Source organism: Sphingopyxis sp. EU05-FHT14B03 (genome assembly GCF_058790875.1).
In genome coordinates this window covers 570,913-590,628 of sequence record NZ_JBYTDC010000001.1, presented here as the reverse complement: position 1 = coordinate 590,628, position 19,716 = coordinate 570,913, and the positions used below count along the sequence as shown (strand labels likewise).

Below are 19,716 nucleotides of genomic sequence, written 5' to 3'. Positions count from 1 at the left end.
GTCACGCGGTGTAGCCGCCGTCGACGACGATCTGCGTGCCCGTCACGAAGCTGCTTTCGTCGGATAGCAGGAACAGGACAGCGCCAACGCTCTCCTCAGGCTGTGCGACGCGTCCGAGCGGGGTCAACTGCGCACCGCGTATGAGGGCCTGGCTGTTCGTCGTCTCGGTCAGGAGGCGCGTCGCGAAAAAGCCCGGGATCAGGACGTTGACGCGAATGCCGCTGGGCGCGAGTTCCTTGGCGGCCGCCCGCGACATCCCGATCACCGCCGCCTTCGCGGCCGAATAGGCGACCAGATTGGCATGGGCCTTCGTGCCCGCTGGCGATGCGACATTGACGATCGAACCCCCGCCCGATTTCAGCATCGCGCGCGCGCCCTCGCGCATCCCGAAAAAGACGCCGTTCTGGTTGACCGCGACGATGCTGGCCCACTCCTCGTCGCTGATGTCGACCAGCGGGCGCGTAGCGCCGACACCGGCGTTGTTCACGAGACCATCGATCCGGCCGAACCGCTCCACCGCGAATTCGACTGCAGCCTTCCAATCTTCGGGTTTCGTGACGTCGAGCGGCACAAAGTGCGCCTTGCTGTCGAGCGATGCCTCGATCGCCGCCCCCGCGGCCCGATCCCGGCCACCGAAAATGACCTCGGCGCCCTCGCGCACCATGCCGCGGACCTGCGCTTCGCCCATCCCCCGGGTTCCGCCCGACAGAAGAATGATTTTTCCCGACAATCGGCCTGCCATCAATCTTCTCCCACCAGGTTTGCGCCACCGAAACGATCCTCTGGACCATCCGGGTCTTATATCTATTATATGTAGATATGTCCTCCCGATTACAATGGCGGAGGCGTTCGGGAAAAGGACGGCGGGGGGCGAACTGCCCCCAAGGAGGAGGCTTGGTCGGCTGGTCGGACTATTACCCGTCCTTCAGGAATGACTTGCGCGGGCTATTCCCATCCTTTCCCGCAGGGCCGAGAAAGTCCGCGCTATGCGCCGTGGCCGAAGCGCCCGACCCATCTATCAGCCAAGGCGTTGCCACCTCATGGCACGGATGCGCCAAGCTTGGCGCGAACGGCCTTTGAAAGTTCGGCGACGTAAAAGCCGCTGCGGCAGACGAACCAGATATGGCCGGTCTCTGGCACGAAACTGTTGATCGACATGCAACTGTCGGTCTTGCCGGCGAGGGGACCGGGAGGGGAGGGGGCATCGATGGCTCCCGGATGGTAATAGGCCACTTCGTACGGGTGCGTCGGATCGCGGAGGTCGACGATCCGGACCCCCGAGCCCATGAAGCTGAACAGGCCGAGCGCCACGCCGCCCCAAGCATCGTCGACAACGGCATTATAATGGAGGCCGTAGGAGCCGGCGGCGTTCGCCTTGGCCCATGCCGGATCATCGAGGCAGCGGTCATTCGCCTCAAGCCGGAATTCGCCGACCATGCGCAGCGACTTTTCATCGGTCATATCGAAGATGCGCGGGAAGGCGGTGCAGCGGAGCTCATTCGCAGCCACCAGATACTGGCGGCCGCGGACGCGCAGCAGCGGCGCATGATGGTCGCCTTGGCCGCGGATGTCGCTGGTGCCGACGAACCTGATCGTCGGCCATTCGGGGTTCGGCTTGCCGATCTGGGTGATGTCCCAGATGCTGGGCGCGGAATCGCCCTTGCGCGCCTCGATCATCGGCACGCTTCCGGCGCAGATCAGTCGCGTCTGGCCATCGTTGATCCACATGTCGTGGCAGCGCTGTGCCTTGCCGCCGGGAAGGACTAGCGGATATTCCCCCATATAAATGGGTTTTGCCGGATCGCTGATGTCGAGGACCATCAGGCCATCGGTGCCATATTCGCGGCTCGCATAGACCCGCATGCCATCGGGCGAGATCTTGGGCACATGGATGTTTGCGGGCCAGTAAAAGGTCGTGAGCAACTTCGGCGTGGTGCAGTCGCTGATATCGTAGATGTCGAGGGGAGCGGGGCCGGGCGGCCTGAGGCCACCGCTATAGTCGCCCGCGACGAGCAGGTGGCGGGTGCCGGTGTCGATAACGTCCATCGTCTCCGATCCCCCGATCGCGCCCGGCGTGTCGAGCAGACCGACCGCCTTGGGGGCCTTGGGGTCGCTCGCGTCGATGACGGCGATTCCTTTGCGTTCACCGCCGCCGTAAACATAGGCGCACTGGCGCGATCGTTTGAGCATCGCATTGTCGCCGCGTCCCCACGGGTCGAGCTTGCCGACGATGCGCATGCCGCAGACATAGGGCGTGGCGGTGCGCCCGGCCTCGAGGTCGGCAAGCGGCGTCTCGCCCTGCATGCCGGGCTCGGGATTGTCGCCTGGACCGCACAGCGCTGTCGCGCGGCTCGGTGTTTTCGGCCCGCCCGAATAAGAGGGGGAGGCGCTGGCCGACGGTGTGGCGGCAAGCGCTGCGCACGCGGCAACAGCGAGCAGCCGCGCCGCGCGCGCGCTCACTTGCCGCCCTTGGCGGCTGCGGCTTCCTGTTTCTTGAGTTCCTCGACAAAATCGAAGGCGCGCGCGGCCACGAGGCAGCGATAGCCCTTGGGATCGATGAAGGGATTGCTTCCGGGTTCGGCCAGCATCGCTTCATATTTGTCGACATTATTGTGCTGCCAGGGGTGGCCGCCGAACCAGACGTCGGGCTTGAGCGACAGGAGTCGCTCCCAGCCGTCGATCTGGTCTTTGACGATCCCGGGATATTCTTCGGGCACGAGCTTGGTGGCGGCCTGCTGGCTTCCCATCAGCAACACGTCATAGGTCTTGCCATTTTCGGTCGTCTGCCATTCAAAGGATGAGGCGCCGCGGGTATGGCCGGCGGTCTTCCAAACCGAAACGGTCACATCGCCGAGGGTCACCTTGTCGCCGTCGTGCAGGACGCGGTCGACCTTTACCGGCGGCATGCCGCGGCCGATCCCTTCGACCGCCGGCGAACCCTTTTCGACCGTCTCGGCGTCGCCTTCCATGATCATCAGCTTCGCGTCCGGCGCATGGACCTTCATCCACGCGCTGCCTCCCTGGTGATCGAGGTGCGCGTGGCTGCCGAGGATGATCTTGATGTCCGCGAGTTTGAAGCCGAGCTTCTCGATCGACTCCGCAACCCATGGCGCCGTCTCGTCGAACGTCGTGTCGATCAGGATCAGGCCGTCGCTCGTCTTGACGAGATAGGCGGTGACCGCCGAGATGCCGACCGAATAGGTATTGCCGACGACCTTGAAGGCGGGGAACTTGCGGTGATCCCAGCCCGTCGTGATGCGCGTCGCGTCCATGAGGGCGATTGCGGGGCGACCGCAGGCGACTTCGTTCGGGTCGATGCTGAGGAGGGGCGAGTCGGCGGCGATCTTCGCGAGCGGCGGCGCGGAGGGAGCGGCGAGTGCGGCCTGGCCCATTGCCAGCGCAGCCAAGGATACGGCGAACCGCGACATTGCCTTCTTCATGCCCATCGATCTTCTCCCATGTATTCGGATAGCGAATTAATATTCGTCAGGAGCGATTTGATATCGGGTCGGCGCTCGATGTCAAGGTCCGCGCGTTGACGTTCGACTCGCCATCACCGTGTCGCCTTCTGTCGCACCCGCGGCCTTCCCCATCGTCGGCATCCGGGCGGCCTTGGTGCGCGAAGATCAAGCAAATCAGCGACTTCTTCAACTTGCCTCGGGGGTATTTACAAGCTGTCGAAAATCCATATGCTTAGAAATGCGAATATAAGTTCGCTATCCGAATAATGCGAATTTCGCACTCGGATGGCAGGATGGCCCGGCGACCGGGCACGCTTTGGGAAACCCGCTCGGGAGGGATGAATGAAAAAGGCATTGTTTACGTCGAAAATCAGGCTCGCATGCGGGACCGCCGCGATCCTCCTCTCCGCCGTCCCGGCGATGGCACAGGAAGCCGCTCCGGACGCCGAGGCTACCGAAAGCGCGCCGGCCGACGACGCGTCGATCATCGTCACTGGCACGCGCGTCAACCGTGAAGGCTATCTCGCGCCGACGCCGGTGACCGCGATCGGGCGCGATGCGATCGAGGCTCAGGCCGCTACGACGATCGCGGACGTCCTTTACGACATTCCCTCGGTTCGCCCTTCGCCGAATTTTCCCGCCACGTCGCAGGCCAGCGGCAATTATGTGAACCTGCGAGGCCTTGGCGCGACGCGTACGCTCACCCTCGTCGACGGTCGCCGCTTCGTTCCCTCGAACGGCGCGGAGAATTCAGGCGGCAGTTCGGTCGACATCAACCTCATCCCCGAAGCGCTTGTCGATCGTCTCGATGTGGTGAGCGGCGGCGCTTCGGCGGCCTGGGGTTCCGACGCCGTGGGGGGCGTCATCAACATCGTGCTGAAACGCAAGCTTGAAGGCATCCAGGGCAAGGTGCAATATGGCGTCTCCGATTATGGCGACGCGCAGGAAGTCAGCCTCAGTCTCGCTGCCGGCACCTCGTTCGCGGATGGTCGCGGCCAGCTCATGCTCGCGGGCGAGTACAGCAAGTCGTGGGATGTCCCGACGACCAACGACCGGCCCTATGGCAAGGATCAGTGCGGCTGGTTCCCGGGTTCGGTGAACGGCACTTTCTATCTCGGGCTCCAGACCTGCGGCCTGACGCACAACAGCTACACGCGCGGCGGCGTACTCGTCGCCGCCAACGGAAACCCGCTCGCGTCGACCGACCCCTTCTATGGGCGTCAGTTCCTCAATTCGACCAGTTCGGCGCCGTTCGACTATGGCCAGGTCGGACCGATCAATCGCAGCGTGTCGATCGGCGGTGACGGCGAATGGCGCGGTGTGCGAAACCTTCAGGCTCCGCTCGAGCGCAAGATCCTCTTTGGCCGCGCGCTCTATGAGTTTTCGCCGAGCCTTACCGGATTCATCGAAGCCTCCTATGGCGAGTCGGGTACCGAAACCGACCTGTTCTTGAACGCGATCCCGTCCTCGACCGACTATCCGATCGCGATCCGGAACGGCAATCCGTACATCCCCGCCGACATCCAGGCGATCATGAACGCCAATGGCACCGACACCATCTATCTGTCGAAACTGACGCCCGAACTCGGTTCGGCGACCTCGGATTCGAACAACCGTGTCTTCCGCGTCGCCACCGGCCTCGAAGGCCAGATGGGCAAAGGCTGGTCGTGGAAGGCCTATGGCACCTTCGGGCGCGACTGGTACGACACGATCCTCGGCAACAATATCGTCGTCTCGAACCTTGCCGCCGCAACCGACGTCGTCATCAATCCCCGGACCGGGCTGCCCGATTGCCGCGTGAATGTCGAAGGGGCCGCGGCGCCGGGCGAGGCGGCTTATGGCGCGGCCGCCCTCTGTGTTCCCGCCAATCCTTTCGGACCGGGGTCGCTGGCCTCGGCGAAGGATTATATCGTCGACGATCTCTATCAAAGCTCGGTCTATACGCAGGTCGCGGCAGGCGCGTCGATCAACGGCGAGCCCTTCTCGACCTGGGCTGGTCCCGTGTCCTTCGCGGCCGGCGTCGACTATCGCTATGAGAAGGTCGCGCAGGACGTCAGCTTCTACGCCGACTTCGTCAATCCGCCGCTCTTCGCCTCGGGGGGCTTCCAGCAATCCAATCCGAAGAGCTTCGCCGGCAACTATACCGTCGTCGAAGGCTTCAGCGAAGTCGTCGTGCCGCTGCTCGCTGACGTGAAGGGCGCAGAATCGCTCGATCTCAACGGCGCGATCCGCGTGACCGATTACAGCACGAGCGGCACGGTTGTTACCTGGAAGGTCGGGACCACCTACGAACCCGTCTCGGGCCTTCGCTTCCGCGCCGCCTATTCGAAAGATATTCGCGCGCCCTCGCTTTTCGAGAGTTTCGGGGCGAACACCACTTATTCCTCGGTGATCACCCGCGGTCCGGGCGGTGTGGAAACGGGTTCGGCGAACGCCGTCTCGCCAGGACGCAACAATCTCGATCTCAGCCCCGAGCGCGCCTACAGCACCACTGTCGGCATTACGATGGAAGATGTGCTGACGCGAGGACTCACGCTCTCGATCGACGGCTACCGCATCAAGCTCAAGGACGTCATCGGCAAGCTCGGCGCGCAGGGCATCATCGACGGCTGCTTCGGCGGCGGCACCGCCGCGGGACGCGAACCGAACCAAGGGCTCTGCAGTCTCATCAATAGTGACCAGACCGTGATTATCGACCCCTTCCTCAATCTCGGCTCGATCGAGACGCAGGGTATCGAATTCGACCTTGGCTATCGCTTCGGCGCCGACGTTCTGTTCGGTGGCTCGACGGGCCAGTTCTCGGCCCGGCTCCTCGCCAACTATGTCGACAAATACAAAGAAAACAGCTCGGGTCTCAATCCGCGCGATCTCGCGGGCGACCTTTCGGGCGTGCCGCATTGGCGCTGGAACGCAACGCTGGCCTATAATGACGAGAAGCTGGGGGTGAGCCTGCGCGGCAACTTCATCGACAGCATGTACCGGTACAAGTTCGCGGCCGCGAACACCTATCTCGACGAGAAGATTCCGGCCTATTTCTATCTCGACGCGAACATCCGTTACAATATCGTCTCGGGCGACAAGGCGAAGGTCCAGCTGTTCGCCAACGTCGACAACATCCTCAATACCAAGCCGCCCTTCTCGCCGGGCACCGGCGCGACCGGCTGGTTCGGGCTGCCGGGCAAGTTTGCCCAGTATAGTTCCTACACCAATGGCACCTTCTACGACGTCCTCGGGCGTACGTACAAGGTCGGCGCCCGCTTCTCCTTCTGACGATGGCGCATCCTCTTCCATCCTGGCGAGCAAAGGGTGCCGAACAATCGGCGGCCGGATCTCGTCCTCCCCGGCTCCGGGTCGCCGCGCGTCATGCGCGCGGTGACGCCCGGCGCGCGCCAGGATGGACCCTTGCGTCACCCGCTATTTTTGGCCGCGCCGCGCTGATAGGAACAGGCCGCATGACAAAATCGAGCGGGAGTATCCTGATGAGCGATGAGAAGAACGACAAGAATACGGTCAAGTCGGTGGCCAAGGCATTTGCGGTCCTGAATGCCTTCGGACTCGATAGCGAAGAGCTTGTCATTGCGGAGGTGGCGCGCGCGGCGGGGACCGACAATGCGACCGCCTTTCGCATGCTGAATACCTTGGTGTCGCTCGGCTATGTCGAGCGGGTAGGGGAGAGCAAGCGCTTTCGCCTGACGCTCAAATGCCTCGATCTCGGCTTCAACGCCATCGCGCGATCCGACATCCGCAGTCTCGGGCGGCCGCTGCTCCGCTCGCTTGTCGACGACCATATCGAGGCGGCCTCGATCGGGGTCCTCGATGCCTATGAGGTGGTCTATATCGAGCGTATCCAGGCCGGGCTGCAACGGCTGGCCGTCGATGTCCGGGTCGGCAATCGCGTCCCGGCCTTCTCGTCGGCGCTGGGGCGGGCGATCCTTGCCCATCTGCCCGTCGCGACCGAACGCGAAATCCTCGAATCCAATCCGCCGAAGCAGCTCACCGAATATACGATGGTCGACATCGACCGGCTGCTCGACGAGATCGCCAAGGTCCGTGAGGACGGCTTCGCCGTATCGGACCAGGAAACGGTGACGGGCCTGCGCGTTCTCGCGGCGCCGATCACCGACATGGACGGCGTTCCGCTCGCGGCGCTCAGCGTTGCGGCGCCGTCCTTCGGCCAGACTCTCGACGATTTCGTCGACCGCGCACGCGACATCACCTGCGAAGCCGCGCGCCAGCTTTCGTTCGCCGTTCGCGCCGCTGGCGGCACGGCGGCACAATCTTTGGCACCATAGCAACAATTGGAGACTTTTACCGGTGACTTCCGCTATCGATTTCAAGGGCTTGATCCCCGCCATCGCCGTTCCGTTCAATGAGGATTTCAGCATTGACGAAGGCGGCCTTGCGCGGCTTGCGCGCTGGCTCTCCGAACAGCGCCACATCAAGGCGATCATGACGAACGGTCACACCGGAGAGGTCTTCTCGCTGACCCCCGCGGAACGCGCCCAGGTGACGTCGATCGTCGCAAAGGCGGTCGATGGCCGCATCCCGGTCATTTCCTCGATCGTATGCGAGGGCATATTGGATGCCTGCGAACAGGCCGTGATCGCGCGCGAAGCCGGCGCCAGCGCGCTCGACATCATGCCCCCGCATCACTGGCTGCGTTTTGGTTTCCGTCCGTCGCACGTCACCGAATATTTCGAGGCGATCGGCAAGGCTTCGGGGCTGCCGCTGATCGTTCATGTCTATCCCGCCTGGACCAAGGCCAGCTTCTCGTCCGAACTGCTCGCCGAACTTGCGCGCCTCGACGCGGTGCAGGCGTTCAAGATTGGCACGCGCGAGATGAACAAATATGATCGCGACCTGAAGGCGATCCGCGCCGCGGCGCCGGGCAAGGCGCTGCTGACCTGTCATGATGAATATCTGCTCGCCTCGATGGTCCAGGGTGTCGATGGCGCGCTCGTCGGCTTCGCCTCGGTCATCCCGGGCCTGATCGCGGACCTGCTCGATGCCGTGCAGCAGGGCGACCTGGTCAAGGCGCAGCGCGTGCAGGCGCTGATCGATCCGCTCAAGCAGGCGGTCTATGGCGATGGCGAGCCTACGGGCGAGGCGCATGCCTGCATGAAGGCGGCGATGGCCGCCGCCGGGCTGATCGCGCGCGGTACCGTGCGTCCGCCGACGGTGCCGCCGAGCGCCGAAGAACTCCGCCGCATTGAGCACGCGGTGCGCGGCGCCGGCCTGGTCGAACCGGCGCTGGTCTGACGCCATGACATCCGACCCTCGCATCGCGGTCGTCACCGGCGCCGCCTCGGGCATAGGGGCGGCGATAACGCAGCGCCTCGTCCGCGATGGCTGGTCGGTGATCGGGCTCGACCGGACGCCGGCCGAGCCTGCCGATGGCGTGCGGTTCGAGGTCGTCGATCTGGCCGACATGGCGGCGCTGGCGGGTCTCTCCGCCAGCCTCGGTCCGGTCGGCGCCATTGTTCATGCCGCGGGGTTCATGGCCACCGGGGGCATCGAGGAATTCGATCCCGCCGTCGGCGACCTCATGTACGCCGTGCATGTCCGTGCGCTCGCGCTTCTTGTCCAAAACCTGACACCGGGCATGGGCGCGGGTGCACGGATCGTTGCGATCGGCAGCCGCACCAGCCGCGGCGCAAAGGGCAAGGCGCAATATGCCGCGACCAAGGCGGCCCTGACCGGGCTGGTGCGATCCTTCGCGATCGAGCTCGCGCCGCGCGGCATCACCGCCAACATCGTCTCGCCCGCCGCGACGGCAACACCGTTTCTGACGCGCGGCGACCGGGCCGGCGTTCCGCCCATACTGCCGCCGATAGGCCGCTACATCGAACCCGCCGAGGTCGCAGCCACGGTTGCGTTCCTGCTTGGCCACGAGGCCGGCGCGATCACCGGCCAGGATATTCTCATCTGTGGCGGCGCGTCGCTCTGACGCTCGCCATCAGCTCCAAGGTGCAAAAAGTGACCCAGCCCCAGATCATCGACATCGTCGAAGTGACCAAGCCTATCTCGTCTCCGATCCGCAACGCCTATATCGACTTTTCCAAGATGACGGCGAGCCTCGTCGCGGTGGTGACCAATGTCGTTCGCGACGGCCGCCGTGTCGTCGGCTACGGTTTCAATTCCAACGGCCGTTACGGGCAGGGCGGTCTCATTCGCGAGCGCTTCCGCGATCGGCTGATCGAAGCCGAGCCTGCAAGTCTACTCGATACGAAGGGCGAGAATTTCGATCCGGACAAGATCTGGAAGACGCTGATGACCAACGAGAAGCCGGGCGGTCATGGCGAACGCTCGGTCGCGGTCGGGACGATCGATATGGCGGTATGGGATGCGGTCGCGAAGATCGCGGAGAAGCCGCTCTTCCGCCTGCTTGCCGACATGAAGGGCCGCGAGGCGAACCCGCGCGTCTTCGTCTATGCGGCCGGCGGCTATTATTATCCGGGCAAGGACGACGACGCGCTGCGCGCCGAGATGCGTGGCTACATTGATCGCGGCTATAATGTCGTGAAGATGAAGATCGGCGGCGAGAGCCTCGCGATCGATCGCCGGCGGATCGAATCCGTGCTCCAGGAAATCGATGGCGACGCGCAGCTCGCGGTCGACGCCAATGGCCGCTTCGACACGCTGACCGCGATCGAATATGCCAAGGCGCTACGCGATTATCCGCTCTTCTGGTACGAAGAGGCGGGCGATCCGCTCGATTACAAGCTGCAAGCGGCGCTTGCCGAATTCTATCCGGGCCCGATGGCGACGGGCGAAAATCTCTTCAGCCATCAGGATGCGCGCAACCTGCTGCGCTACGGCGGCATGCGTCCCGACCGCGACTATCTTCAGATGGACTGCGCGCTCTCCTACGGCCTGGTCGAATATCTGCGCACCCTCGACGCGCTCGCCGAATGCGGTTGGTCGCCGTCGCGCTGCATCCCGCACGGCGGGCACCAGATGTCACTGAATATTGCGGCGGGCCTGGGGCTCGGCGGAAACGAGAGCTACCCCGACCTGTTCCAGCCCTATGGCGGCTTCCCCGACACGGTGAAGGTCGAGGACGGTCATATCGTGATGCCCGATCTTCCGGGCATCGGTTTCGAAGGCAAGAGCGACCTCATCAAGGTGATGCGCGAACTCGCTGAATGATTGGGTTACCGCCGCCGCACGTACGGCTGAATGGCGGAACGGGAGAGAGAAATGGGTCATTTTGCGCCGTCGGCAACCATCGTCATCATGGGCGCGGTCGTCCTCTACATCGCTTTCACCAGCTGGCTGACCTATCGGCTGCGAAGCAAGAGCAATGCCGATTATATGGTCGGTTCAAGGGCGCTCCCGGCGATCGTTGTCGGTGTCCTCCTGATGTCCGAGTTCATCGGCGCCAAGTCGACCGTCGGCACCGCGCAGGAGGCGTTCAACTCCGGCATGGCGGCAACCTGGTCGGTGCTTGGCGCCTCGATCGGCTTCCTGCTTTTCGGCCTCTTCTTTGCCAAGAAGATCTATGGGTCGGGCGAATATACGATCTCGGCGGCGATCGAGAAGAAATATGATCGCAAGACGATGACCGTCGTCTCGCTGATCATGATCTATGCGCTGCTGCTGGTGAACGTCGGCAATTACATTAGCGGCGCGGCGGCGATCCAGGAAGTGATGAAGATCGGGCTGCTGCCGGCGATGGCGATCATCGCGGTTGTCAGCACCTTCTATTATTTCTTCGGCGGACTGAAGGGCATTGCCTATGTGACGCTGCTGCACAGCGCGATCAAGCTGATCGGCATCGCGATCATCGCGGCGGTGGCCTTGATGGCGACCAAGGGCTTTGTTCCCATGCAAGCGGCGCTTCCCGCGCATTATTTCACCTGGGACGGGACGATCGGCTTCGCGACGATCGCGGCCTGGACGATCTCGACGATCGGCGCGATCTTCTCGACCCAATATATCATCCAGGCGATCTCCTCGACGAAGGGCCCGGCCGACGCGAGCAAGGCGGCTCTATGGGCCGCGCTCTTCTGCTTCCCGATCGGCTTTGCGCTCGCCGCGATCGGCGTCGCGGCGCGCTACCTCCGCCCCGACCTCGACAGCCTTTATGCGCTGCCGATGTTCCTCGAAATCATGCCGACCTGGGCAGCGGCGCTCGTCACCGTGTCGCTGGTCGCGTCGATCTTCGTCAGCGTCAGCACCGTCGCGCTCGCGATCGCTTCGCTCGTGATCCGCGATTTCTATGTGCCCTATCGCAATCCCAGCGAAGCCCAGCAGTTCCGGATGACCCGCATCGCCGCGATCGTCATCGCCTTCGTGCCGCTGATCTTCGCGCTGTTCGTGCCCGAGGTTTTGAAGCTCAGCTTCTTCACCCGCGCGCTACGCCTTTCGATCTCGATCGTCGCGGTGATCGGCTTCACCTTGCCCTTTTACGCCAGCTCGCGCGGGGCGACGTTGGCGCTCGCCGGTTCGGCGGTCCTGACGACGATCTGGTACATGCTCGATAACCCCTATGGCATCGACAACATCTATATTTCGCTCGTCGTGCCGCTCGTCGTCATCATCATGGAAAGACTGGTCCGCGGCGGGCCGCCTGCCATGCCAGGAACTGCCGCTGAGTCAGGAAACGCGGACCCGCGATGAAAGGGCGTCCAAGTCTGCTTGCCCGCTATAGGGGTGATCGAGATTCGGAAGAGGTGAAACCTAGCTCTTGATCATTTCCACTCAAATATTCGGAGATCCGCAATATGCTGATAATTGTCGGCCGTTCGAATCGTAGCCAATTGAGGCCTGAAAGCTGCCGTTCAGGCGCCGTCGCCGCTGAAACTTCTCAACGTTTGTTGAAGGATCGTGATGGCTAGGCATTGAGATCGTCTCGGTCTTTCTTTGAAAGCAGATATCGATCCCGCTGCGCGCGAGCCAACGCATCTCGGGTGAGAAATGACGTCGTCACGATTGCCCTCCTCGTCGAACATCGCTTTCCTTCCCCTGTTCCGGCCCCGTACGGCCGCGATGCGCAGTCGCCTTTTGGGGTTCGGGCGCCGTTGAGCAACTTTTGGGTCGCGGCTCCCTGAAGCTGCACAGATCCTGTGCGACATCTCGATGGGCACTACCAAATCGGACGAGCTTCGAAACCTCGGTGCACCTTCCAATCCGTGTTTGAAGCATCTCGATCGATTGCACGGCAAGGTCTATACCTCCGAACGGGAGCCATCGTCTCGTCGGCCAATGCGTCAGCGAACGGGCTACGGAGGCTTGGAACAAGCGGCCAACGAGAGGCGGGACCCCAGCATGTGGGCCTGCACCGATTGGAAGCGCATCGCTCGCTCGAAGCGCAAGACATCGCCCTCGAACCGCTGGACAGGATCGGCGCCGCCGCATCGAGCATGGATGGGCGTGAGTTCGAAGACGAGCGCATCGAAAAGCATCGCAATATCGCCGCACGCAATGCCGAGCGGATCACCGCGGATCCGTCAATATGGGAAGGTGGCGTTCGGACGCTAAAAGCCGGAAGCCCGGACGCATGGCGGGCCATCTCCGATGCCGCTGAAATGCGGCATCAAAACACGAACATGATCGAAAATGCGAGAATTGGCGCCAAGAAATCGCAAAAAGCTGTGCGATGCACCGTGAGGACCGAGCCTCGCTGGAACCCTAGGATCCGAATTGACCCGAACGGTGTTTCCTCGGTTCCTGAAGGCAAATTGGGCCATGGGCTGCTTCGTAGCGATCAAACTCTTGTGCCGACCGAGTTCGGTATTAAAACCGCGCCATGCGCTGCCCCCGCTCCCGTCGGACGCTGCCATGAGGGGCTACTTATCCCTTGGGGCCGCAGTCGCAGTGCGATCAGCGGACGCTGCGCCACGGTCGCACCGGTGACCGGCTTCGCGCGCTTGCCGTTCGAAAGGCAGAAATTGCTGGTCACGGCGACGCTGATGCTCGCCCTTGTCGCCTTGCTGCGCCGCTTTTTTCCCTTTCGCGCCATCGCCGCGCGGACGCGGCATCCGGACGCGCCCCATGCGGCCCCGGCGCGGCAAAAGGAACTGATCGCGGCGATCCGCTGGGCGATCTGGGCGGCGGCCCGGCGCGTTCCCTGGCGGGCGCAATGTTTCGAGCAGGGCTTCGCCGCGCAATGGTTGCTGACGCGCCGGCATGTGCCGACCACCCTCCATTATGGCGTGGCCAACCGCGCCGACGAAGGCATGGTCGCGCATGTGTGGGTGCGCGCCGGGGATGTCGACGTCGTCGGTTGCAACGGGATCGACGAATTTACCGAGCTGGCGCGGTTTCCGCTGGCACCGGCGGATCGATCCACAGCCTGACATTCGCCATGTCGTGCTGGCCGAGGACGGGAATGTCCTGCCCGTCCTGTGGGTCGAGCATGGTTTCGAAGGCGTGGAACACCGCCGCCCAGGCCGAGGGGGGCGCTTCGGTCGACGGCCGGTTTTCATAAGCGGTGACGCCGTCCATATCGAGCGTGATCCACTGGATCAGGCCGTTGGCCGGTTGCCCTGTCGCGCGCAGCGTCGCCTGCGCGCGGTCGCCGCTCCATGGGGCGGTCGAGGTGAAATCGAATGCGAACAGGTCGACGGCATCGCTCGCCAGCGTCAGGCCGCGGCGATTGGTGGGGATACGGAAATTGGGTTCGCGCAGGTCGTCGAAAGCCGACAGATCGAAGCCCGACACCGTACCGATCGTCCTGGGGAAATCGGCGAGATGCGCGAGCGCGACGCGGATCGTGCCCTGTGCCGGAATGATGATCCCGCCCGGCTTGACGAGGCGCGCGATGGCATCTTCCATTGCGGGCAGTACCCCTTCGCCGAGCATTTCATTGCTGACGATTTCGGAGACGAGGATATCGACCGGGCCGCCCAGTTCACCGACATCGACATCCTTCGAATGTTTGTCGATCACGGTGATCCTGTCGGCAAATCCGTTGCGCGCGACGATTTCGCGCGCGGTCATCGCCACCGCCGGTTCCATTTCGCAGGTATAGACATGCGCCGCCCCGGCGCGGGCCGCCATCATCGCGAGCAATCCGCTGCCCGTCCCGATTTCGAGCACCCGGCTGCCCGGCGTCACCGCGCGTTGCAGCGCCTGGTCATAGGCAAGGTTGCGCGCCAGATCGGCGACGATGACGAAATGCCATTGCGGCACATCGGTGGTGATCACGTGGCGCGCGATCGTGCGCGCCGCCACATCGCCGTCGGGCAAGGCCAGCACCTGCGCCGCGATTTCGCCCGCGCGCGATTTCCAGCCGTCGCTGCTGAACAACAGGGAAAGGGCGGCGAGGGCGGGGGCGTTGCCGTCGGCCTGGCGGACGAGGGCTTCAAACCCGTGCAATCGATCATCTTTGTTCATCGGCGCAATATATCGGGACGCGGCATCGCCACCAGCAAAAGTTGCGGCTTTACGCCGGGACGGTTGTCGGGAAGAAGAGTCGGTCATGGTGGAACCCAGCCTGGTATGCCCGCTCCGGATCGGCATCGCGCGAACCGAGGTCGACGAGAGCGACGCGACGATCGCCGATATGCGCGCGGCGCTGTTGCGCGATGGCGCGGTGTCGTTCCGGCCGGCGTGGGACGACGGGCTGCTCGACACGCTGCTGCAACTGTGCCGGGCCGCCGACTTCCTGCCCGAAACCATAGCGCGCGTGGGGGAGCGGACATATGAGGGGGGCGACAAGGCGGGGCGGCTGCTGCGCTTCCTGCTCGAGCGGCCAAGCTTCCTCCTTTGGGCGCAGGCGATCGCCGGCTGCGAAACGCTGCATCATGTGACCGGCCTGATCGGCGAAATGGCGCCCGGGACGCAGCAAGGGCTCGACTGGCACGACGATCTGAACGACGGCGGATTGCGCCGGCTGGCGGTGACGGTTCACCTGAGCGATGCGCCCTGTGAGGGCGGCAGTTTCGAGATTCGCGAAAAGGGTTCGGGTCGCACGCTGTTCCGGCAGGATGCCCGACCCGCCGGAACGATGACGCTGTTTCGCATCGATCCGCAACTGCACCACCGCGTCACCCCGCTGACCGGCGGCGGACCGCGCCGGGTGTTCGGGGGCTGGCTCAGCCGATGACGGGCCGCAGCGCCGGCGCCAGATAGGCCGACCCGTCGAGGGTCAGATGCCCCTGATTGCGATACAGCAGCCGCCCGTCGATGGCGGCGGGGCAGCGGTCGTGCGGACACAGGCGGTCGAGCGGCGACCAGAGGCGCACATCGGGGCGCTGGGTCGCGATTTCGTCGAGGGCGCGATCGACTGCGGCGGCACGGCGCTCGATCGCGGCGCGCGGCTCGGCGCAGCTGTCGGCGCCTCGGCGGACCGTGCAGCGCAGGACGTCGCGGCTGTGCAGGGGCACGTCGCGCGCGATGATCACGCGCAGGCCCAGGCGTCGCGCGGCGTCGACGTCGGCGGCGAGCTGCCGCTCCCATCCGGCCTGCCGGGCGTCCCAGCCGCCCGCGAACAGCAGGGTGCGCAGATTGCGATGGCCCCGTAGACCGGCCAGTTCGGCGCGGACCCGATGTTCGAACGCGGCGCATGCCATCCAGCGCGGATCGCCCCGGCGGACACCAAGGGGCGAACCGCCCGGCGCGCAGCCCCCTTCGGTCCGCGTCAGGATGTGGATGCCCGCCTGCCTGCCCGCGAGGTCGAGCGCGTGGCCGAGCTGGGCGGCATGCGAATCGCCCCATAGCAACAGCGCCGGCCCGCCTGCCGGAGCGCCCGACGCGCAGGGCGCGGGATCGTTGCAAAAGGGAAAGTCGCGCACCGCGCCGCTGCGCGCCGTCCGATATTGCGCCATCAGCGATCCCGCCGGGCTCGGCCGGGCGGCCCAGACCCACAGCGCCGCAGCGAGCGCAAGGCCCGCGACGAGCAGCGCACCGCCGCTTGCGAGCGAGCGGGTGGTGTCGCCAAACCCCGCCATGCGCCGCTCGCGGATCGGCATTTCGACCCGGTGGTACATGATGATGGCGAGCAGCAGGGCGAGCAGGACGAGGCCGGTGTCGCGCACGACATGGACGCCGCCGCCCCATTGGATGCGGGCGAAGGCCAGCAGCGGCCAGTGCCACAGATACCAGCCGTAGGAGACCTTGCCGAGGCCGGCGATCCAGCGCTGCGACAGCAATCGCGGCACGGCCCCGCGCGGGTCGGCGCCGCCGGCGGCGATCAGCGCGACACTGCCGACGACAGGCAGGGCGGCACGGAAGGAGGGAAAGGGGGTGTGGGTGTCATAGACGAGGATGGCGAGGAGGATCGCCGTGACCCCGAGCGGGGCGAGCCAGCGCGCGCGCGCGGTCGATAGCGGCGGGGCCATGGCGAGCAGGCAACCGGCGCCGAGCTCCCAGGCGCGGGCGGGCAGCAGGAAGAAGGCCGCGCGCGAAGGACCCTGCACGATCGCGAGGGCCAGCGAGGCCGCGACGGCGGCGATGAGGACAAGGCGCAGCGCGGGAAGGACAGGCCGGTTTCGCCGTCGTGCCAGCGCCGCGGTGCCGGCGAACGCCAGCGGCCAGAGCAGGTAGAATTGTTCCTCCACGCCGAGCGTCCAGAGATGCTGGAGCGGGAGCAGTGTGCTGGCGGGCTCGAAATAGCCGGTCCCGACGGTCCAGAAATGGATATTGGCGGCAAAGAGCAGCGCCATGATCGCCGATCGGGCGAGCGCGACCTGTTCGTCGGGCAGCAGCCAGAGGAAGCCGGCCACCAGCGTCGCGGCGACCACCAGCAGCAGCGCGGGCAGCAGGCGCCGGACGCGCCGCGCGTAGAAATCGGCGAGGCCGATCCGTCCGTGCGCATCATATTCGTCCGCGAGCAGCCGCGTGATCAGAAAGCCCGAAATGACGAAGAAAATGTCGACGCCGACAAATCCTCCGGCGGCGAAGGGCAGATTGATGTGGCAGGCGACCACCGCCGATATCGCGATCCCGCGCAGGCCATCGATATCGGCACGATATTCGGTGGTCCGCGCGATAGGGTTTCACTCCAAGAAGATGCCGGGGATCGAGCGGACAGGATTGGCGGACTTGTCGCGCACTGTTATCGTCAGGTCAATTCCGACAAGATGTCGGCCGAATGCCAGACCGGGGATGCATGACGTGGACGGAGATGAGCGGCGTTTCGCCCCGAGCAAGGCAATGGTGTGGACCGACAATGGCGGCCCGATCCTGTTGTTCGACCAGGACCGGGGCAGCTATCACTCGCTCAACAAACAGGCGTCGGAAATGTGGCGGATGATCGCGGACGGCGCGAACCGCACGCAGATCGTCGCGGCGCTGGCGTCATCCTATGAAGCGCCGGAGGGCGTCCTCGCGGCCGATGTCGCCGATTTTCTGGACAGCGCGACAGCAAGCGGCCTGATCGTCGTTCGCGCATGAGCGGTATCGCCGGGCTGGTCTTTGTCGGCGGCCGGCCGGTCACGGCGGACATGCTGGACCGTCTGGCCGCCGCCACCCCGCACCTCGGGATCGACGGCGTCGGCCGCTGGCACGACGGCCCTGCGGGTTTCGTCCGCTTTGCGCTGCACACCACCCCCGAGGCGACGACCGAAGCGCAGCCGCACGCCGATCGCGCGTCGGGCGCGGTGATCCTGTTCGACGGGCGCCTCGATAATCGCGACGCGTTGCGTGAGGCGCTGGGGCCCGCCGATCCCGGTGCGGCGGCACCCGATTGCGTCATCGTACTGGCCGCGCATGGCCGTTTCGGCGACGAACTGCCGCAACGGCTGGTCGGCGACTATGCGCTGGCGATCTGGCAACCGGGCACGCGCCGCCTGTTCGCGGCGCGTTCGCCGGTCGGGATGCGCCCCTTTTTGTGGACGCGGCAGGACGGTTTTTTCGCCTTTGCGAGCGAGCCGTCGACGCTGATCCGCGGGCTCGGCTTGCCGAAGCGCCTGAACGAAGGCGCGCTCGGCGAGCATCTGGCGGCGCGTTTCGTGACCGATACGGAGACTTTTTGGGACGGCATATACCGCCTGCCGCCGGGACATGCGCTTTGCGTCGACGACGGCAGGGTGCGGAGCTGGTGCTGGAACGCGGGGCCGTTCGCGGACCATATGGACTTGTCCGAATCGGAACATGTCGAACAGTTTCGCACGCTGTTCGACCAGGCGCTGATCGCGACGACGCGGTCGGAGCGACCGGTCGCGGCGCAATTGTCGGGCGGCCTCGATTCATCGGCGGTCGTCTGCTGCATCGACCAGCTCGTCCGCGACGGGCGTATCGGGGCGATGGTCGAGGCGGTATCGGCGCGCTACCCCGGCGAAATCTGTGACGAAGGCGAATGGATCGCCGAGGTCGAGGCGCAATGCGGGATTCGATCGACCATGGTCGAAGGGGCACCGTTCGATGCGATGAAGGCAGCGACATGGTGCGCGCAGACGCTGCACCTGCCGCTGCGCCCCAACACGGCGGGGACGGTCGAGTCGGTGTGCCGCCATCTGAACGATCGCGGTCTGCGCGTCGCCCTGACCGGCGAGGGCGGCGACGACTGGCTGGCCGGATCGCGCGCGCACTGGCCCGACCTGTTCCGGCGCGGAAGATGGGGCGGCCTGGCAAGCGAAGCCGGGGCCGCCGGCGCGGGATGGGGCCGGCCGGTGCGCGCGACGCGGGCGATATTGGCCGGTGCGGTAGGACCGTTGCTGTCGCGATCGCGGCGCGAACGGCTGTTGCGCCCGCATCTCGATTTTTCCCAAGACACGCCGCCATGGCTTTCGGCCGACTGGGCCCGCCGGATCGACCTTGCGGATCGCTGGGCCGACGCGCCGCGCCCGCCGGCGCTCGGCTCCTTCTCGCAGACCCAGCGCTATCGCGTCTATTCGCTGGCGCGGCGGCACATCAACATGGACAATGTATTCAGCTATGCCGCGAGCCGGGGCATCGAGTTTCGCCATCCCTTTCACGATCTGCGGCTGACGCGTTTCCTGATAGGCGCGGCGGGCGACATGTTGCGGCGCGGCGACAGCAAGAAATATCTGCTGCGCGAAGCGATGCGCGACGTCCTGCCCGAAAGGATCCGGCAGCGGACCGACAAGGCCAATATTTCGGCCCCGATCATCGACGCGGTGACGCAAAGACTGGAAAAGCGCCCCTTTCGCGATATGCATGGGGTCCGCAACGGATGGGTCGATGCGGCTGTTCTCGAGCAAATTCAGGCCGAACATCTCGTCTGGCGCGGGGCGGGCGGCGGCGCGCCGCCCATGTCGGCCTATGCGGCGGTCTGGAACATGGTTGCGACCGACATGTGGCTTGAATATGCGTTCGAAAATGAACGCGGCGAATGAAGGACGATCCC

At 64.9% G+C, this 19,716-nt stretch carries 15 protein-coding genes; 10 read left to right on the top strand and 5 right to left on the bottom strand.

Annotated elements, in window-relative coordinates; all coding sequences use genetic code 11:
- Nucleotide 1: 1 nt before the first annotated feature.
- From AC3WS4_RS03010 to bla, 3 genes are all read right to left on the bottom strand, one after another.
- Complete coding sequence (locus tag AC3WS4_RS03010; RefSeq protein WP_492739862.1) at nucleotides 2-742, bottom strand: SDR family NAD(P)-dependent oxidoreductase; 741 nt, start codon at nucleotides 740-742, stop codon at nucleotides 2-4.
- Between the two features lie 296 nt (nucleotides 743-1,038).
- Nucleotides 1,039-2,460: an LVIVD repeat-containing protein gene (locus AC3WS4_RS03005; RefSeq protein ID WP_492739863.1), complete on the bottom strand. Its 1,422-nt coding sequence runs from the start codon at nucleotides 2,458-2,460 to the stop codon at nucleotides 1,039-1,041.
- Nucleotides 2,457-3,440 (bottom strand): metallo-beta-lactamase, encoded by a 984-nt coding sequence (gene bla / locus AC3WS4_RS03000; RefSeq protein WP_162248592.1) that lies wholly within the window; start codon nucleotides 3,438-3,440, stop codon nucleotides 2,457-2,459. The genes AC3WS4_RS03005 and bla overlap by 4 nt, the downstream gene beginning before the upstream one ends.
- A gap of 363 nt (nucleotides 3,441-3,803) precedes the next feature.
- Between bla and AC3WS4_RS02995 the strand changes: the two genes are divergently transcribed.
- The 7 genes from AC3WS4_RS02995 to AC3WS4_RS02965 all read left to right on the top strand — a co-directional run bounded on the left by AC3WS4_RS02995 (nucleotide 3,804) and on the right by AC3WS4_RS02965 (nucleotide 13,762).
- Nucleotides 3,804-6,731 (top strand): TonB-dependent receptor domain-containing protein, encoded by a 2,928-nt coding sequence (locus AC3WS4_RS02995; RefSeq protein WP_492739864.1) that lies wholly within the window; start codon nucleotides 3,804-3,806, stop codon nucleotides 6,729-6,731.
- A 209-nt stretch (nucleotides 6,732-6,940) separates the two neighbouring features.
- The gene (locus tag AC3WS4_RS02990) at nucleotides 6,941-7,753 is read left to right on the top strand and encodes an IclR family transcriptional regulator (protein ID WP_056351946.1); all 813 of its coding nucleotides are present in this window, start codon (nucleotides 6,941-6,943) and stop codon (nucleotides 7,751-7,753) included.
- A gap of 22 nt (nucleotides 7,754-7,775) precedes the next feature.
- Nucleotides 7,776-8,720, top strand: a complete 945-nt coding sequence (locus AC3WS4_RS02985; RefSeq protein ID WP_492739865.1) for a dihydrodipicolinate synthase family protein — start codon at nucleotides 7,776-7,778, stop codon at nucleotides 8,718-8,720.
- Nucleotides 8,721-8,724: 4 nt separating this feature from the next.
- Nucleotides 8,725-9,408, top strand: coding sequence for an SDR family NAD(P)-dependent oxidoreductase (locus tag AC3WS4_RS02980; protein WP_492739866.1), 684 nt, complete (start codon nucleotides 8,725-8,727; stop codon nucleotides 9,406-9,408).
- A gap of 29 nt (nucleotides 9,409-9,437) precedes the next feature.
- The gene (locus AC3WS4_RS02975; protein ID WP_492739867.1) at nucleotides 9,438-10,610 is read left to right on the top strand and encodes a mandelate racemase/muconate lactonizing enzyme family protein; all 1,173 of its coding nucleotides are present in this window, start codon (nucleotides 9,438-9,440) and stop codon (nucleotides 10,608-10,610) included.
- A gap of 51 nt (nucleotides 10,611-10,661) precedes the next feature.
- Nucleotides 10,662-12,083 carry a sodium:solute symporter family protein gene (locus tag AC3WS4_RS02970; RefSeq protein WP_492739868.1) on the top strand — a complete coding sequence of 474 codons (1,422 nt, stop codon included), beginning with the start codon at nucleotides 10,662-10,664 and terminating at the stop codon, nucleotides 12,081-12,083.
- Between the two features lie 650 nt (nucleotides 12,084-12,733).
- Entirely contained in the window at nucleotides 12,734-13,762 is a 1,029-nt protein-coding gene (locus AC3WS4_RS02965; RefSeq protein WP_492739869.1) for a lasso peptide biosynthesis B2 protein, read from the top strand.
- On the opposite strand, the gene AC3WS4_RS02960 is transcribed toward AC3WS4_RS02965, so the two are convergent.
- Entirely contained in the window at nucleotides 13,710-14,801 is a 1,092-nt protein-coding gene (locus AC3WS4_RS02960) for a 50S ribosomal protein L11 methyltransferase (protein ID WP_492742621.1), read from the bottom strand. The two genes, AC3WS4_RS02965 and AC3WS4_RS02960, sit on opposite strands and share 53 nt — an antisense overlap.
- Nucleotides 14,802-14,886: 85 nt before the next feature.
- Here AC3WS4_RS02960 and AC3WS4_RS02955 point away from each other — a divergent pair, with 85 nt between their 5' ends.
- Nucleotides 14,887-15,513 carry a 2OG-Fe(II) oxygenase gene (locus tag AC3WS4_RS02955; protein ID WP_492739871.1) on the top strand — a complete coding sequence of 209 codons (627 nt, stop codon included), beginning with the start codon at nucleotides 14,887-14,889 and terminating at the stop codon, nucleotides 15,511-15,513.
- Here the strand turns inward: AC3WS4_RS02955 and AC3WS4_RS02950 are convergent.
- A complete protein-coding gene (locus AC3WS4_RS02950) occupies nucleotides 15,503-17,368 on the bottom strand; it encodes an acyltransferase family protein (protein WP_492742723.1) in 1,866 nt (621 codons plus the stop codon). The genes AC3WS4_RS02955 and AC3WS4_RS02950 overlap by 11 nt on opposite strands.
- A gap of 145 nt (nucleotides 17,369-17,513) precedes the next feature.
- Here AC3WS4_RS02950 and AC3WS4_RS02945 point away from each other — a divergent pair, with 145 nt between their 5' ends.
- Both AC3WS4_RS02945 and AC3WS4_RS02940 read left to right on the top strand, forming a co-directional pair.
- Nucleotides 17,514-17,801: a PqqD family protein gene (locus AC3WS4_RS02945; RefSeq protein WP_056346457.1), complete on the top strand. Its 288-nt coding sequence runs from the start codon at nucleotides 17,514-17,516 to the stop codon at nucleotides 17,799-17,801.
- Nucleotides 17,798-19,705 (top strand): asparagine synthetase B family protein, encoded by a 1,908-nt coding sequence (locus tag AC3WS4_RS02940; RefSeq protein ID WP_492739873.1) that lies wholly within the window; start codon nucleotides 17,798-17,800, stop codon nucleotides 19,703-19,705. The genes AC3WS4_RS02945 and AC3WS4_RS02940 overlap by 4 nt, the downstream gene beginning before the upstream one ends.
- Nucleotides 19,706-19,716 lie beyond the last annotated feature (11 nt).